This is a genomic window from Sphingomonas sp. R1 (genome assembly GCF_025960285.1).
In the GTDB taxonomy this organism is placed as follows: Bacteria; Pseudomonadota; Alphaproteobacteria; order Sphingomonadales; family Sphingomonadaceae; genus Sphingomonas.
In genome coordinates this window covers 3135050-3149945 of record NZ_CP110111.1, presented here as the reverse complement: position 1 = coordinate 3149945, position 14896 = coordinate 3135050, and the positions used below count along the sequence as shown (strand labels likewise).

Genomic DNA, 14896 nt, shown 5'->3' with positions numbered 1-14896 from the left:
GGCTTCCGCTACGCCTGGGGGACCTCGAGCCCCCCGAATGAAGCGTCACCTTCACACCGAGATGAAATCCCTATACTCGATGTCACATGCCACGTCGTTTCCTGATGCTCTGGGGAGAGTGTCGGACTTGGCATGAGCGGGGTATTCCATGTCGAGAACTTATCTACTTGCATGCATTCTTGCAGCTCTTTCCTGTTCCGCCGTGCAGGCACAGACCTCTTCCGGCGCAGACGAGATCCTGACTAACGACACCGTGCTTTCCCTAGCTGCTGCTGGGATCCCGGATGAAGCTCTTGTTGCGAAGATCAAGGCTTCGAAGGGGATGTACGACACATCCACCGCGAACATTCTGACGCTGAAGCAGAAGGGTCTCTCAGGCCCTGTGATTGCAGCGATGATCGGTGCGGCGGACATCGCGTCGAAGCCGGCCATGTCGATGGACGCAGCGGATCCGATGATTCCACACCCTGCAGGAGTGTACTTTGTTTCGCCCGAGTCCGACCATAAGATGGTCGTGATGCAACCGACGGTCTCGTCGCAAGCGAAGACCGGCGGCATATTCGGTTATGCCCTGACCGGTGGGCTCGCCTCGATGAGCATCAAAGCGGCAATTCCCGGCTCCGCTGCAGCGCTGAGCACGAGCAAGCAGCCGACGTTCTACTTCTTTTTCGACGACTCCAATCCCGGCACGGCTGCCCAGACCAGTGCTTGGCTCGCGGGCAGCGCCTCTGTGGTGAAGAGCCCCTCCGAATTTTCGCTCGTGCAGCTTATGGAGAAGAAGGGGCGACGGGAAGCTCGTGTCGGCAGCGCCAACATCGCTGGCGCGAAGACGGGTATTATGGACAAGGACCGCATCGAGTTCAATTATGAGCAGGTGCGGCAAGGCGTATTCAAGGTCACGCCGAAGCAGCCTTTGCAGGCGGGTCAGTATGGCTTCGTCTACTCCGTCGCCGGCGCCGCCGGCGGTGCACTTACCGCCCGGGTCTACGATTTTGGCGTAAAGTGAGGGACGGTGGAAGAGCTCTCGCTCTCCCACAAACAGCAACGTAGGGGTCTGCCGCGTATGTTCACACCGCGGCACGGCTACACGTCGGAGTCGCCGATGGGCTGCAGCTCTCGATCCCCTCCCTGCCGTACATGGCTCGGGACTTACCGAGACGGGTGCAGAATCGCTAGCGATCTACGAATCTCACCCCTCCTCGCGTCGCCATGGATGCCGCACGCCAGATGGTCGTGTTCATGCAGCGATCCGATGGTCAGTCGCAATTCAGCGTTCCGCTTGTGATGCAGTCGCGGGATCCAGCATTCGTCGAGCTTCATGCAGGGATGGCGCAGAACCTGACGGCTGATCTATCTGTCGTACGACTGCCGAGCGTGCGGGAATGGCGCCCCGGACGTTCGCACGCGCCTATACAACGAAGATTGGCCGTAACCCCGGCCAGCACGGTCGAGCTGATGCGTCTCGAGACTGCCCGCAGCGCATTGGAACTGACAAAGAAGGGGAGTTAGCTATAGCCCCGCAAGTGTAGTTCGCTTTCAGATCGACCACTCACCACGTTCAGGTCGTCGACCAGGTTCTCGCAGGCGGTCTCGTATGATCGAAACGCTCTACCGGAGCGCACTGAGAGCGGAACGTAGCTCGTCGGGATTTGCCAACCGGCCTTCTTCAGCCGCCTGCAGACCTTCCCACGTGACAACCGCCTCCGCAAGCACGCGTTGACCCTCCGCAGTCAGCGACAGCAGCTTTCCCCGTCTATCTGCCGGGTCTGTTTCGACCTCCACCAGGCCTTTACGCTCCAGCGGCTTCAGGGCGGCAGTCAGGGTCGTCCTATCCACTGCAAGAAGGTCCGCAACCCATTTTACGGAGCCAGGCTCCGGGCGGTTGAGCGACATCATCAGCGAGAACTGTCCGCTTGTGATGCCATGCCTTTTCAGGCCGGCATCGAACCTTCTCGCCACCAGCCGAGCGGCGCGCTGCGTGTGTAGACAGAGGCAAGCGCCATGAACCTGAACGGCCTTGCTGAACGGTAAGGGGTGTGAAAGAACCATACAAGTTGATATCAACCTAATGGCCACCTTTCAAGGATTTCGGATGATCACTCTCTACGCTTTCGGCAGCTGCCCTGATTTCGCGAAGGGCCTTACGCGCGATCTACGGGTCCGGTGGGCGCTTGAGGAAGCTGGCCTGCCGTACGAAACCGTCCTAATCGACTACGCAGCATCAAGAAGCTCGGCGCATCTGGAGCTCAACCCCTTTGGCCAGGTCCCTGCCGTCCAGGCCGCAGGGCTCCCGACGTTCGAGTCGGGCGCGATTGTTCTTCAGATCGCTGAGAATTCAGAGACTCTGCTCCCATCCCATCCCGGTGCGCGTGCAGCAGCCATCTCGTGGATGTTCGCCGCGTTGAACTCGATCGAGCCGATGCTCCTGGGCCTTCTCGATGCCGACATATTCCACGCCAGAGAACCATGGGCGAAGGAGATGCGAGCCGCTATGGAGGCCCGAGCGACGAAGCGCCTCGCACTGCTCGAAGCGCATCTTGAAAATCGGGAATATGTCACCGGTCAGTTCACGGCAGCGGACCTCCTCATGACCACGGTCCTGCGGATGCTCCGGCACACTGACCTGTTGAAGCGATTCCCCAGCGTCTCGGCACTGAAGGAACGCTGTGAAGCTCGTCCTGCATTTCAAAAGGCGCTTGCCGACCAGCTGAGCTCGCTCGATGAGGTGATCGGAGCACAGGCACGATGATTGCGTCACGGTAAGCGCGGTCTGCAGGCCGCAGATTATGCGGCTTGCGCGGTTGGCTGATCGACCGGCTGGTTCCAGTTCCATGGGAGGAGTTCGTCCCAGCGGCTGGCCGGCCAGTCGCTGGCGATCTTCGCGATGACGTCTGCGATATAGGCCTGCGGGTCGACACCGTTGGCCTTGCAGGTCTGGATGACGGTGTAGATGGCGGCGGCACGCTCGCCGCCCACGCGCGAGCCGGCGAACAGCCAGTTTCGGCGGCCGATGGCGACGCCGCGCAGCGCGCGCTCCGCGATGTTGTTGTCGATCTCCAGCCGGCCGTCGTCGAGGAAGCGGGACAGCGCCGCCCAGCGCTTGGTGCCATAGGCGATGGCCTTCGCCATGTCGGATTTGGACGACAGGCGGCGCAGCGCCGTGTCGAGCACCTCGCGCAGCGCCTCGACCAGCGGTTTGCTGCGTTCCTGTCGTGCCCGGTGCCGGATATCCGGCGGCTGGCCGCGCACTTCCGCCTCTACGGCATAGAGCGCGCCGAGCCGCTCGAGGATGTCGGTGGTCAGCGGCGTGGCGGTGCGGTCGTGCAAGTCGAAGATCTTGCGCCTGAAATGCGCCCAGCAGGCCACCTCGGTGGCGCCGCCCCGATACAGCCCGTCATAGCCGGCATAGGCATCGGCCTGGAGGAAGCCGCGAAAGCCGGCGAGATGCGCCAGCGGGTGCGCGGCGGTGCGGTCGGGCGTGAAGCGATACCAGGTCGCGCGCGGCGCGGTGCTGCCCGAGGCCTGGTCGTCGGCCGCGTACACCCATAGCCGCCCGGTCGCGGTCTTGCCGCGGCCGGGGTCGAGCACCGGTACCGGGGTGTCGTCGGCGTGGATCTTGTCGGCGTGCAGGACTGCGTCGCGGATGCGGGCGACGACCGGATCGAGCAACGCTGCGGCCTGTCCGGCCCAGCCGACCAGCGTCGAGCGATCGATGTCGAGCCCCTGCGCTGCCATCATCTCCGCCTGACGGTACAGCGGCAGATGGTGTTCGAACTTCGACACCACGACATGCGCGAGCGTGGCGAAGCTGGCCTTGCCGCGCGCGACGGCGCTGGCCGGCGCGGGTGCCTGGACAATCTTCTCGCAGACCCGGCAGCTATATTTGGGTCGGATGTTGCGCACGACCCGCCAACGCACCGGCACCACGTCGAGCATCTCATGCGCGTCCATGCCCAGCCGGCGCAGCGCGCCGCCGCAATCCGGGCAGGTGCAGGCACCCGAGGCCGGTTCGTGGACGACCTCCTCGCGCGGCAGGTGCGCCGGCAGGCTGCGGACCGGTGCCGGCCGCGCCGTCGCCTCCGACGCGCGCGCCTCTACCGGCGCAGCGTCGCGCTCGGCTTCCAGCTCTTCCAGCGCCAGTTCGAGCTGCTCGATCTCGCGGCCCAGCTTCTCGGACGAGGCCCCGAACTGCATCCGCCGCAGCCGGGCGATCTGCCCGCGCAAGCTGTCGATGAGCAGATCGCGGGCGGCAAGCGCGGCATTGGCCCGGGCGAGCAACGCCTCCAGCGCGGCGATCCGCGCGGTGGCATCAGCAGGGGAAACGGGCGCTTCCGACACCCGGATTTCCTAGCAGATCGAGGGAGCTCAGGCGAGCAAAAGCGACGCAAAACCGCCCGTTTCAGCCCGCCAGCGTCGGCGTGCAGGTGCGCTCCGGGCGGCGCCAGTCGATGCCCTCCAGCAGCATCGACAATTGCGCTGGCGTCAGCACCACCGTGCCGCTCGCCGTCACCGGCCAGACGAAGCGGCCCCGGTCGAGGCGCTTCGAAAACAGGCACAGGCCTTGCCCGTCGAACCACAGCAGCTTGACCAGATGCCCACGCTTGCCCCGAAACGCGAAGAGCGCGCCCGAATGCGGGTTTTCCGCCAGCACCTGCTGCACCAGCACCGCCAGGCCGTCGAACCCCTTGCGCATGTCGGTCACGCCACACGCGAGATATACCCGCGTCGGCAACGGCGCCGGGCTCACCGCAGCACCGACAACACCCGTGCCAGCGCATCTGCATCCACCCCGCCGTCGACACTGATCCGAACACCGCCGGGCAACGCAATATCGATGCGCCCAGACGAACACGGCACCGGCGGCGATGCCGGCACTGCCGGCTCGGCGAGCCGAACCTCGGCGAACACCGGCAGCGAAGGCGCAGCCCCGGCCAGCCTGCCTTCGCGCAGTTGCTTGCGCCACGTGTAGATCAGGCTGCTCGACACCTCGCGCCGGGCGATGACCTCGCAGACCCTGGCGCCAGGCCGGAACGCCTCGGCGAGAATCTCCAGCTTCTCCGCGTCAGACCATCGCCGCCGGCCAGACAAACGGCCCACGACCTCCATGCGACCAGTCATACGAGTGCTCGTAGAACTGGCCGTAGACCCCGAGACTTCCTGCACCACCACCACCCTCGTTAAAGGCGGCAAGCATCCCGGCTATCGACGATGCCGCAAGGCGGCCTGCTGAACACGCTTACGCGTCACGTGAAAGAGACTGTCATGCTCCGCCCCTTCCCGTCGCGCTGACGGACCTGCTGTCGGGCTATGAGTGGTCACGGAACTTCGTGGGTGAGTCCGGCGGTGCCGTGTACCGCCTACATGGCCGTGAGGATGGGTGCGACCTGTATGTCAAACACGGTGTCGGGCAGGTTGCGAATGACCTGGTCGCGGAGATGGTCCGCCTCCGCTGGTTGCTGAAGGAGGGAGTATCCGTACCAGAGGTACGACACTTCGAGCTCGCCCAGGGCGAAGCGTGGCTCGTAATGACGGCGTGCCGGGCAAAACAGCTTACCAGGCCCTGGTGTCGAGACCAGAACAACGAGCGGCGGTGGTAGATGCCGTCGCCGACTATCTCCGGAGGCTGCACGAAATCCCCGCGACCGCCGCGCCTTTCCGCGGTGATCATCACAGCCGGCTCGTCGTTGCGCGCCAGCGTATCGACGCCGGCACGGTTGACGTCGACGACTTCGACGAGGAGCGCGAGGGATGGACGGCCGATCAAGTCTGGAATGAGTTGCAGCACCTTCTGCCCCTGACCGAGCACTCGGTCGTCACCCACGGTGACTTCTCGCTCGACAACATCTTGTTGGTCGACGGCGTGGTGGCCGGATGCATAGATGTGGGCCGTGCGGGTCTGGCAGATCCGTATCAGGATCTCGCCATCCTGTGGAACTGCCTTCGCGAGTTTGGCAGCGCGCTTCAGGCGAGGCTGTTCACGAGCTATGGCATCGACCTGCCAGATGAGCGGCGGCTTCAATTCCATCTTCTGCTGGACGAACTGTTTTGAGATGTTCGCCCGCTGAAGAGCCATGTGAGGCAGCCGCCAAGAAAATTCTGAAAGTTTGGCAAATGGCAGGAAGGTGCGTGCGTCCTTCTCCTGCCATTCTCGCCCTCAGTGCTTCATGCGACAGATCGACGTCCGCCTCCGCGAGAGCGCTATCCCGAGCCTCGATGCCGACTAGCCACAGGCGGTGGATCAGAAGCTCGCCCACTCGCCAGCGCTCACCCGACCAGCCGGCGCGGCCTGGGCTCTGTCACTACGACGTGAGGAGCGTGCTTCGCCGGTGAAGGATGGCTGATCGCTGCGGTGTGTGCGGAAGCGGGCCGCCGTTTCGCTGAGCACGACCACCTCTTGCGCAAGCTGTCGCGCGGCGGCGGAGGTTTCCTCGACCATCGCTGCGTTTTGCTGTGTCGCCCGGTCCATGTCGGCAAGCGCAACACTGATCTCGTTTACAGCCTTAGACTGGGATTGGTTCGCGGACGCCATCGTGGAGAGTTGCGCGCGAACCTCATCTACGTCACTGGTGATGTTCATGAAGGCGTCTCCGACGCGGAGAACCATGTCCACTGCGCCTTCGACTTGAAGCTGTGTCGCGGTAAGCTGGTCTCTGGCCCGGCCGGCTTCCTCCTCGGCGCGCATGGCCAATGCTGACACGAGGTCTGCGACAACCGCGAACCCTCGACCTGCTTCCCCGGCACGTCCTGCTTCGACGGCCGCGTTCATCGCAAGAACCCGCGTCTGGAAAGCAATCTTGTCGAGGCCTTCGATGACGCTGTCGATCCCCTTGGCGCTATCATGGACCTTCCCCATGGCCTCGGCCGCTTCGGTGGCCGTGACTCGCCCCGCGTTGACGGTGTCGACCGCGGCCTCTGCCCGGGTGACGGTGTGCCGAGCGGTTGTCGCAGTCTCGACCAGCCGCTTGTCTATCTGAGATATGGCTGCGGTGGTCTGTTCGAGCGCGGCGGCGTTAGCTTCCGTCCGCTTCGCGAGGTCCTCGGATGCATGCGCGATTTCGGTCGATCCGCCACGGATCGCCGTTGCGCTTTCGTTGATCGCGGACAGAAGAGACTGAAGCTGATCGAGGGTCTGGTCGAACGCCTTTTCCAAGGTTCGGTAGGCCTCGGGAAGACGCCCTTTCAGCGACTGCGTGAGATCTCCGTCCGCCAGCGCAGCAAGCCCCCCGCTTACCGTGGTGATGATGGAGCGGAGCTCGTCGGCCTGCTGCTGGCGCTCCAGAGATGTCGCAGCCTCCGTCTCAGCTCTCTGCTGGCTCTCGAGCCGCAGTGCGTCGAGGAGACGGGTCATGCTGCCGGCCATGAGGACTAGCGCCCCAGCCTCTGCAATCAGGACGACGGCATGCAGCAGGATGCGACCCAGGCCGCCGCCATTGGTGAACACCCAGTCCGGCATAAGCATGCCCAGGAGCAGATGGTGCACCGCTACGACCACTGTTCCAGCGATCAGGGCCTTCGGATCGCAAAGCACGGCGCTCGCGGCAAGAGCTGCGAAGAAGATCATGTGCAGATCCACCTGCCATGCTTCACCCTTGAACAGGATCAGCAACAGCGCCGGCTGCGCCACGATCGTCATGGTGACCATCATGCGAGATCGCGCATCGATCGCCCCGTTCAGCGCTAGAAAGATCGGGTAGGCGACCAGAAGCGTCGCCATGATGCCAAGCGACCAGTCGCCAGTGACTGCCGCGCCTCCGACATTGGCGAGAGCCATGGTCGCCATCAGTGCTGCCAGAAAGCGCATTCCGACGAGGCGCAGCGCGTTGAGCGAAAGCGTATTCACCGCATCAATTCCCTTGGAGTTTGCCGCACAATGGAGGGGAACCGGTGACCACGAGGACCCCGCTTCTGAGCATATGAGGCACCAGGCGGAGCCGCTTGCCCTGGACGAAGCGTGAGCCAGGCAGATAACCGATGCCCGTCAGGACCGCTCCGGACTTTGCGACAAGCGAATCTATGTTCCGAGCCGCCTGAGAGGTCAAAGGCACGAGCAGCATGGGCCCGTGCTCCGGAGGCGCGAGCGCAGCAAGTGACGAGGCAAAGATGAGGGCCACTTGCGCAGCCATCGCAACGCGTCCAGCGGTCTGGCGGAGAAAGGGGTTCGAACCCATCATCATGAACGCCACTAGACCAGAGTGTCACTGCAATGCGATTAAGGGTGCACTCCCGGAAACTACGTAGAGCCTCTTCCCTCGGACGTGTGGGATTTGCCTTGTCCCGTCATTCAGAAGGCTCGCGTCCGTTGGGATGAGCTCGACATCCTACGGAGCGTGGATGCCCCTAACCGACCCTCTCCAGGCATCGCTCACTCGGCGGGCCGTGGGACTCAGCCATGAGCATTGTGAGTGGCGAAATCAGAATTAGGGTGAGCCATCCACGTTCGACCCGGCCGACCGGCTAGTCCGCTTCTAAGCTCAACATCAGTCCATCTGTTCCCCGCTTCGTTAGCATACGTCCCATGGCGTTGAGCAGCGCAGTCATGGCGACTGGCTTCACGATCACCTCGTCGGCGCCTGCAGCCATGCAGCGTTCTCGCAGATCCGTGGCGGCGTCGGCGGTCACCACGATCACTGGCAGCGCGGCCTTCTCCCCCGTCGTGGCTCGCAGATGCCGAATGGCGGTCAGTCCGTCCATGCCGGGCATGCGCAGATCCATTAGCACGATGCTGTAATCGCCGTCGGCGATCATCTTGAGGCCCGTTTCCGCATCCGCAGCCTCTTCCATATTCGCTCCTACGACTCGCAACATGTCCTTCACGACGCGGCGGTTCATGGGGTCGTCTTCGACGAAAAGAATCTGCATGGTACGCTCCGTGGATCACGCATGCCTACCACCACGGCGTAAATTGTTGATTAGGATGCTGAAGCCAGTCTGGAAAGCTCGGTAGAGAACGCTTCATCGTCATAGATGCCCTGCATCGCCGCGATCAGCTGAACTGCATTGATTGGTTTGACGATCAGCTGCGTCGCCCCCAACAGAGCCATCTCTTCGAGCCGCAGGTCGTCGCCCGGCGCGAACAGCAGACTGATCGGCGCGCCGGCCTCGCGACAGGTCGCGACGAGGGATTGCAGCGAGGCCATCAGCGGCAAGCCCTCCACCGTCGCTGAGCGCGCCTCAACCAACAGGTGATCCGCCATTCTAGTACGAATCGCGGCGATCGCGCTGTCGCCGTCAGACAGACAATCGACTACCGCCGCGGCGGGCTCGAGGATGCTGCGCATCATCCCCTGCGTCAGAGCGTTGGCCCGACCAGCCCCGCTACTTCGAGGCGCTGTGTACGCGTCCGCTCTCAACGTCGAAGACGCTGACATGCTCGTCCGCTCCGTTCCTGTAGAATCCGCACATGCGTTTCCACCTGAGCACGGCGAGAGAGGCTACCAAAGCGTTCAGATCGGCCACCTGCACGTTTGACCGATAGGGCTCGTCCTGACCGCCGGAGCCGCCAGGAATCGTGGCCAACGCCGCCGCCCTGGTGGTGTCCGTGCTGGTCGTGACCCGTAGCAGGCCAAAAACTCCTTCAGTGGTTACCTCAAGACCAATCCCCGTGTCGATGAATCGCACCCCAGCCCTCTCCAGTCGGCGACAGATGGACTGCTTCGGCTCGATCTGGTCGATGCAGAGGAAGACGAAGTCCATGGCATCCAAAACCGACAGCCCGCCACGCTGCAGGCGCTCCGGATGAGGCACTATGCCGCGGTGAATTTGCGAGTAAACGGCGGCCCAGTGGTCGACCTTGGATCGGCGGAGGCGAAGGTCCTCCAGGGAGGCGGCGCCCGGTGCACGGAAGGCATTGTGCTGATCGAAGGTGTCGTCGTCGAAGAGATGGATGGACGCGACAGGAGTCTTCGCGACGAGGTCGAGGACGTAGGAGCCCGTTCCGCCCAGTCCGACAATGGCCAGCTTCTGGCCATGGAACCTGGAGCCGAGACGTTCGGTGCCGGCGCGACTGGATGCGGTGTCGACATACTGGAAGGGCGAGCCCGCGTTGTGATCCCGCATGACACCGCCCGGTCTGGCGGTACAGCGAGGATCCAGCAGCATCGCCTGACCACTCAATGCGCCAACATATGCGGTCACCAGCTCGTGGTAGTCCATAAACTCGCGACCAGACGGCTGGTGGCAGAGTCGCCGCGTCAGTTCGCCGTCGATGTCCTTGGCATGCCCGGTCGACATGCCGGGCAGCGGCTCGCCACTCGCGGTGCAGGGCGGGCTTCCGCTCCAGCGCACGTCATGCCGAAGGGGGGCAACGGTGACGTCGCCTGCCATACGGACGGGAATCGAGAGCGTGCCGTACTTCACGGTCCGAAATCCGTCGACATAGGGGACGCGGCGGACGACGAGCAGGCCGTCGACGAGGGCTACGTCGTAGCCCTCGTCGCGCAGCCGCTCCAGGTCCGCGCTACGACGCGACGGTATGGGTGACAACGAAGGTCTCCCCGTGTGCGATCGGCGTGCGCTGACGCACAGTGAGCAGCCCTTCAGGAGCGTGCGACGGGCCACCCCTGAAGGCGATGGTCACCGCACTATCGATTGAAGTGCGCATCTGGGGGAAGGCGAGCCGCACGAGATCGCAATGCTCGATGCTGCGCCCTTCGATCAGGTGCTTTTGCCCGTTGACGATGATCTCGCATGTGTCGCCCACGTCATGGGCGGGCCGAATCGGATTCACTTTCAACGGCACAAGGCTTCGTTCGTCGTCGATCATCCACAATCTCCTTCCAGTTTAATGCCTATTGCGGGGCGCGGGCTCTCAGAACCTGAGCGCGTTCGCAGCACGGAGCAGATGCCGCGCCACCGCTTCGTAGAGCGCGCCGGCGGCCAAGCCTGACATCCGTGACCATATGCCATGGGGGTCGTCGAAGATGGTCGCCAGTGCTGGCCCGACTTCCTCGATCTCCAGATCATGGTCGGCCATCACCTCGAGCGCCATCGCGAGTGCCCGGAGCATCCTCTCGGTCGGATCGCACGGCACGCCGATCGAAAGCGGCTCAAGGCGCGTGTAGAGGCTGGTTGGGAGCGCGTGCTCGTTCGACGCCGCGATCATCCAGCTGATCTCTCCGAGGTCGATGACGGCATCCATCGATCGGCAGAGCCATCGGCGCGCGGCGTCAGGGTCGAGCATCGTCGCGATGTCGTCGCCGATCCGCGCGGCTGCTCCCCCGAGCCCAAGCACCAGGACGATCGGATTGGCGCAACACGCGCTGGCCATGGCGATCACGGGATCGGGCGGCACGACGAGTTCGGGTCGGCGCGCTCCCGAACGGCGCAGCGCGTCGGGCTGGAGCCGGCCAGCGTCCATCACGAACAGCGGCACGCCGGCCACGCGTGCCATTCGGCGCGCGACGAAGCGCGCTTCGTCGACCGAGTCTCCCACAAGGGCGAGCGGAGCGACATGAAACCAGCTTCTTTCGACATGAAGACGATGGCCGGCGTCGTTGGCGAGGAAGTCGACCAGTCCGGGCACCCACTCCATACCGATTCGCTGCGCGCAGTCGGCGGATGGCGATCCGAGCAGATTCAGCGGCCTGTCCAGACCGAAGGACTCCCCGGCTGGGGAGCCCAGCATGACCGTCATGGTCGGGTTCGCTTGGGCGCTGGGCTGGGAAATCACTGCGATGTCGCGCCAGATGGGCGCAAGTTCCGCTTCAGGTATCGTCATTCGTCACCTCGCCAGAAGCGAAGAGGGCGGCGTCCCCCGGCGGAGAGGCCGGCGAGCTTCACTCGCTTCTCGGTTTCCTGCATCTCGGCCAGGAGCTTGCGCTCCAGCGCTCGGCTTCCCTGCTCCTCGAAGAAGGCGGCAAAGTCCGCGAAGCGGTGTGTCTGCGGGCGCCACCAGTCGCGGAAGCGTTCCCGTTCCCAGTTCTGCCGGAACCAGATGACGAAGAACCCCTTGTCCTCCCCACCCCTGCGCAGGTCGATGCCGAACTCGCCGTGACGGTCGACCAGGAAGGAGTATATCTTCAGCGCTCGCGCCTTGGCCTTGCGGACTTTGGCCCGCTTCTTCAGCAGCTCGCGCGCCTGCGAACTGCGAAGCGTGGACAACTCGCTCGCCGCCATGGCCAGCAGTCGATCCGGTCCGACGACCTCTCCAAGTCGTCCCCAGAGCAGCCACTGTGCGCGCCTATCCAACATCCAGCCGAAGAGCGACGCTGCATGACGCCGATGCCGGAAGGTTCTGGTCCATATAGGGTATTCGGCAATGAGCGCTCCGTTACCTCTGATGAGGCGGAACATGCCGATCGTCGATGAAGCCGCGTCGAGCCGGACCGCGTACTCGACGAGCCCGCTTTCCGCGAGCTTCCCCTCGCGCTCACTGGGATCGATTTCAGCCGTGTCTCTCATTTGCGCAATGTGGTGGCTATACGCTGTAGCTGGCCAGCCATTCGCAGGCCCATCGACATGGCAACGAGGCCCATATGCGCGTGTATGGCTGCTCGGCGGGGATTCTGCTGCGCGATGCAGCGAGAGGTCACCCGTGTCCCACCCTTCCGCAATGTCGCAACCGCAGGCGCGGTTCCATCACGGGACTTGGTGACGGAAAGCCGGTCAATTCGGGAAGCCCTCGCTTCAAGGACTTCCCGGATCGATCGCGGCGCGCACGGATCTTCGACCGGTCGGAATGTCGATTAGGTCGCTGACGAATAACGGCCCGGGGGGTTCGAACGCGCGTGCTCGAAGTTGCAGCACTCGTCGGCGCGGAATTCAGCGACTAACGCCGCACGATGGGCTGAAGCCGTTCCCCGCGCCTGCGAGCGAGCCCCTCGCTCCGCATCGGATCGCTCGATGTCCTGCAGGACGCGCCAATAGGCATTGCCGATCGTGCCTCCGCCGCCTGCTACTCTCAGGGCATGATGATGACGCAGGTTGAGGAACGAACCTGGCGGCGCGCTTTATCGAGGAAGAAGCCTGCGACGGCATGCCGTTCTGCAGATACCCCGCCAGAGGATCAGCGGCAGATACTTGCCCGCTGAAAGCGAGGGCTGACGTAGGCCACCGCAACTCTGAGATACGCGGCGCTTTCGAAGGCTTGAAGTTACCGGCTGGAGCCGGCGGGAGGTCGAAGCGGCGCCGTGCGATTGGATGCGCCTTGGGGAATCCAACCGTAGGACTAGCCCATAGTGCGACCTGCACCGCATGAAGCGACGCTACAGATCCGCTGCCGACGCGATTTGGCGACGATAGCCGGCTAGTCGCCGTTCGATCTGGTGTCGCGGCCTCTTCCGGCCGCACGGATGCGTTGACAGTCGCGCCGGAAAGTCTCGTAGCTGAGCGGTAGGGCCCTATCTCCTCGCTCACGAGAGCTCCGATGGCTTGCGGCGCTGGTCTCGATATCCCGCAAGACGCGGCGATAACCTTCCCGGATCGTACCACCACCCCCAGCGACCCTCAGCGCATGATAACGACGTAGGTTTCGAACGACTCTGTCGGCATCGGTGAGTTGCCGCGGCTTCTTCTCGCCCGGCGTGCTCTTTCCCGCTTTCCGGCTCGCACGCCATCGCTTCACCGTTGAGGGACTAGCGGGATCGCCGAACCGTCGACGGTAATCTGGACCCCAGTGATTATGAAGCGCGATCGAGATCGCCTTCGTGCCGTTTGGGACCTCCAGCTGGTCCATCAGGTCGCAATGCGCCGCGACGCGGTTGAGGGAGGAACAACAAGTCGGGACATGGACATCCGCGCCAAGGTTGCTCGGGCTCAGCCAAACCCTCATGGTCAGCACATCCTCGGTCACCAAACCCGCATTGGGCGCAGGGGACCACCGCGCCTTGAAGGACGACTCCAGCGCCGTTCGCAGCGCGGGAAGGACGAGTTCGGCGAGCCACGGCTCGCGGCCGAAGATTATTTCGAAGTACAGCTGTTCCTTGGAGCACGCCATCCAAACCTCCATTCTCACGTCGCCACAGCGCGAGACGAGTGGAGATGGAGGTCCGCAGAGAAAGCTCAACAGCGGTGAAGAGATACATGTTAAGACGCTTCGTACATCCCAAACAGCGACTGGCGCCCGGCACACGACAATCTTTTCCTCTTTGCGGCGAAGCCGGAGGTATGGAGGTACGGAGGTACGGAGGTACAGCGCTTTTGCGAGTTCATGCTTCAGATCAATCGCTGGATAGCACCCGTGAGGCGGCTGCAGACCTTCGGATCGCTTGGCAGAAATTCACGATTGCCTGAGAAAGCGTGCGGAACGCTGGCGTAACATGACTTCCGAGCCAAGCATGTTCTCTTTATGTTCCATTGGCGATTTCCTCAGGATCGATGGACGCTACAGTGGTGCTCGGCACTGCAATCGGATGCCGCAGGCGAGATCTCAGCCGCTCTGCCTCTTCCTCGCTGGCAAGCAACGCCTCACGTTGAGAGCTGGAGCTGCCCTTGAAACGGCCCCTCAAGATTGCGTCGGCGTCATGGAGGTCGAGGGGAGTTCCGCCTTGCGGCACCTGAGCGACGCGCTCGCCTTCTGGTCGTTCAGTCAGGTCCGGCTTCAGCCTGATACCGCCTGGCCTGTGCCCTAGCAGTCCCACGATTTCGCGCCAGGACCTGGGCCGCGCCGGCATGAAGTACAGTGGCAGATTGGCTCCCTTCAACGCCTCTTCCAGATTGGACCAGCCCTCGCCAGTACCGACCAACACGCGGCATTCGTTCAACGCCTGACTTCGCGGAAGGTAGTCAGCGGACAGCGCGTCCAGCAGCGCCGCTGCGGCGCTCGACGAACTCGGAGGCTCCATCGACAGCGACATGCCGAGGACCGTAGCTTCGCGCCTGATGTCGAGAACAAGCGTCGCAATGGGTGCAACGACGCCGTGATCGGTGTGTCGCACCGGGACGTCGATAGCACAATGCG

Annotated in this window: 16 protein-coding genes and 1 pseudogene; 4 read left to right on the top strand and 13 right to left on the bottom strand. The window is 63.5% G+C overall.

All coding sequences use genetic code 11. The features are described from left to right. Positions 1 to 202 precede the first annotated feature (202 nt). Both OIM94_RS15125 and OIM94_RS15120 read left to right on the top strand, forming a co-directional pair. Positions 203 to 1006 carry a hypothetical protein gene (locus OIM94_RS15125; protein ID WP_264607518.1) on the top strand — a complete coding sequence of 268 codons (804 nt, stop codon included), beginning with the start codon at positions 203 to 205 and terminating at the stop codon, positions 1004 to 1006. Between the two features lie 203 nt (positions 1007 to 1209). Next, the gene (locus OIM94_RS15120) at positions 1210 to 1509 is read left to right on the top strand and encodes a hypothetical protein (RefSeq protein WP_264607517.1); all 300 of its coding nucleotides are present in this window, start codon (positions 1210 to 1212) and stop codon (positions 1507 to 1509) included. 99 nt (positions 1510 to 1608) lie between these two features. Here OIM94_RS15120 and OIM94_RS15115 read toward each other — a convergent pair whose 3' ends face one another. After that, positions 1609 to 2049 carry a MarR family winged helix-turn-helix transcriptional regulator gene (locus OIM94_RS15115; RefSeq protein WP_264607516.1) on the bottom strand — a complete coding sequence of 147 codons (441 nt, stop codon included), beginning with the start codon at positions 2047 to 2049 and terminating at the stop codon, positions 1609 to 1611. 43 nt (positions 2050 to 2092) lie between these two features. Here OIM94_RS15115 and OIM94_RS15110 point away from each other — a divergent pair, with 43 nt between their 5' ends. After that, a complete protein-coding gene (locus OIM94_RS15110) occupies positions 2093 to 2749 on the top strand; it encodes a glutathione S-transferase family protein (protein ID WP_264607515.1) in 657 nt (218 codons plus the stop codon). A 35-nt stretch (positions 2750 to 2784) separates the two neighbouring features. On the opposite strand, the gene tnpC is transcribed toward OIM94_RS15110, so the two are convergent. The 3 genes from tnpC to tnpA all read right to left on the bottom strand — a co-directional run bounded on the left by tnpC (position 2785) and on the right by tnpA (position 5106). After that, positions 2785 to 4338: an IS66 family transposase gene (gene tnpC / locus OIM94_RS15105; protein ID WP_413716360.1), complete on the bottom strand. Its 1554-nt coding sequence runs from the start codon at positions 4336 to 4338 to the stop codon at positions 2785 to 2787. 61 nt (positions 4339 to 4399) lie between these two features. Next, positions 4400 to 4693 (bottom strand): IS66 family insertion sequence element accessory protein TnpB, encoded by a 294-nt coding sequence (gene tnpB / locus OIM94_RS15100; RefSeq protein WP_245653619.1) that lies wholly within the window; start codon positions 4691 to 4693, stop codon positions 4400 to 4402. A 50-nt stretch (positions 4694 to 4743) separates the two neighbouring features. Beyond that, positions 4744 to 5106, bottom strand: a complete 363-nt coding sequence (gene tnpA, locus OIM94_RS15095; protein WP_264607514.1) for an IS66-like element accessory protein TnpA — start codon at positions 5104 to 5106, stop codon at positions 4744 to 4746. Positions 5107 to 5201: 95 nt separating this feature from the next. Here tnpA and OIM94_RS20200 point away from each other — a divergent pair. After that, a pseudogene (locus tag OIM94_RS20200) lies at positions 5202 to 6049 on the top strand (APH(3')-I family aminoglycoside O-phosphotransferase). Positions 6050 to 6238: 189 nt separating this feature from the next. On the opposite strand, the gene OIM94_RS15085 reads toward OIM94_RS20200, so the two are convergent. From OIM94_RS15085 to OIM94_RS15045, 9 genes are all read right to left on the bottom strand, one after another. After that, entirely contained in the window at positions 6239 to 7801 is a 1563-nt protein-coding gene (locus tag OIM94_RS15085; protein WP_319801155.1) for a methyl-accepting chemotaxis protein, read from the bottom strand. Between the two features lie 653 nt (positions 7802 to 8454). Further along, the gene (locus OIM94_RS15080) at positions 8455 to 8859 is read right to left on the bottom strand and encodes a response regulator (RefSeq protein ID WP_264607511.1); all 405 of its coding nucleotides are present in this window, start codon (positions 8857 to 8859) and stop codon (positions 8455 to 8457) included. Between the two features lie 50 nt (positions 8860 to 8909). Beyond that, positions 8910 to 9281 (bottom strand): hypothetical protein, encoded by a 372-nt coding sequence (locus OIM94_RS15075; RefSeq protein ID WP_264607510.1) that lies wholly within the window; start codon positions 9279 to 9281, stop codon positions 8910 to 8912. A 34-nt stretch (positions 9282 to 9315) separates the two neighbouring features. After that, positions 9316 to 10482 carry a ThiF family adenylyltransferase gene (locus tag OIM94_RS15070; protein ID WP_264607509.1) on the bottom strand — a complete coding sequence of 389 codons (1167 nt, stop codon included), beginning with the start codon at positions 10480 to 10482 and terminating at the stop codon, positions 9316 to 9318. After that, positions 10457 to 10762 carry a hypothetical protein gene (locus OIM94_RS15065; RefSeq protein WP_264607508.1) on the bottom strand — a complete coding sequence of 102 codons (306 nt, stop codon included), beginning with the start codon at positions 10760 to 10762 and terminating at the stop codon, positions 10457 to 10459. Before OIM94_RS15065 ends, OIM94_RS15070 begins: the two co-directional genes overlap by 26 nt. A 45-nt stretch (positions 10763 to 10807) precedes the next feature. Then, a complete protein-coding gene (locus OIM94_RS15060) occupies positions 10808 to 11716 on the bottom strand; it encodes a hypothetical protein (RefSeq protein WP_264607507.1) in 909 nt (302 codons plus the stop codon). Continuing rightward, positions 11713 to 12399: a hypothetical protein gene (locus tag OIM94_RS15055; RefSeq protein ID WP_264607506.1), complete on the bottom strand. Its 687-nt coding sequence runs from the start codon at positions 12397 to 12399 to the stop codon at positions 11713 to 11715. The genes OIM94_RS15060 and OIM94_RS15055 overlap by 4 nt, the downstream gene beginning before the upstream one ends. 844 nt (positions 12400 to 13243) lie before the next feature. After that, positions 13244 to 13933: a hypothetical protein gene (locus tag OIM94_RS15050; RefSeq protein ID WP_264607505.1), complete on the bottom strand. Its 690-nt coding sequence runs from the start codon at positions 13931 to 13933 to the stop codon at positions 13244 to 13246. Positions 13934 to 14282: 349 nt separating this feature from the next. Beyond that, a complete protein-coding gene (locus tag OIM94_RS15045; RefSeq protein ID WP_264607504.1) occupies positions 14283 to 14873 on the bottom strand; it encodes a hypothetical protein in 591 nt (196 codons plus the stop codon). Positions 14874 to 14896: the final 23 nt, after the last annotated feature.

What these genes read in the sequence shown, in the direction of transcription:
- OIM94_RS15120 (WP_264607517.1), top strand. Translation starts at nt 1,210, where the DNA reads ATGGATGCCGCACGCCAGATGGTCGTGTTCATGCAGCGATCCGATGGT.
- OIM94_RS15115 (WP_264607516.1), bottom strand. Translation starts at nt 2,049, where the DNA reads ATGGTTCTTTCACACCCCTTACCGTTCAGCAAGGCCGTTCAGGTTCAT.
- OIM94_RS15110 (WP_264607515.1), top strand. Translation starts at nt 2,093, where the DNA reads ATGATCACTCTCTACGCTTTCGGCAGCTGCCCTGATTTCGCGAAGGGC.
- tnpB (WP_245653619.1), bottom strand. Translation starts at nt 4,693, where the DNA reads ATGCGCAAGGGGTTCGACGGCCTGGCGGTGCTGGTGCAGCAGGTGCTG.
- tnpA (WP_264607514.1), bottom strand. Translation starts at nt 5,106, where the DNA reads ATGGAGGTCGTGGGCCGTTTGTCTGGCCGGCGGCGATGGTCTGACGCG.
- OIM94_RS15085 (WP_319801155.1), bottom strand. Translation starts at nt 7,801, where the DNA reads ATGCGCTTTCTGGCAGCACTGATGGCGACCATGGCTCTCGCCAATGTC.
- OIM94_RS15080 (WP_264607511.1), bottom strand. Translation starts at nt 8,859, where the DNA reads ATGCAGATTCTTTTCGTCGAAGACGACCCCATGAACCGCCGCGTCGTG.
- OIM94_RS15075 (WP_264607510.1), bottom strand. Translation starts at nt 9,281, where the DNA reads ATGATGCGCAGCATCCTCGAGCCCGCCGCGGCGGTAGTCGATTGTCTG.
- OIM94_RS15065 (WP_264607508.1), bottom strand. Translation starts at nt 10,762, where the DNA reads ATGATCGACGACGAACGAAGCCTTGTGCCGTTGAAAGTGAATCCGATT.
- OIM94_RS15060 (WP_264607507.1), bottom strand. Translation starts at nt 11,716, where the DNA reads ATGACGATACCTGAAGCGGAACTTGCGCCCATCTGGCGCGACATCGCA.
- OIM94_RS15055 (WP_264607506.1), bottom strand. Translation starts at nt 12,399, where the DNA reads ATGAGAGACACGGCTGAAATCGATCCCAGTGAGCGCGAGGGGAAGCTC.
- OIM94_RS15050 (WP_264607505.1), bottom strand. Translation starts at nt 13,933, where the DNA reads ATGGCGTGCTCCAAGGAACAGCTGTACTTCGAAATAATCTTCGGCCGC.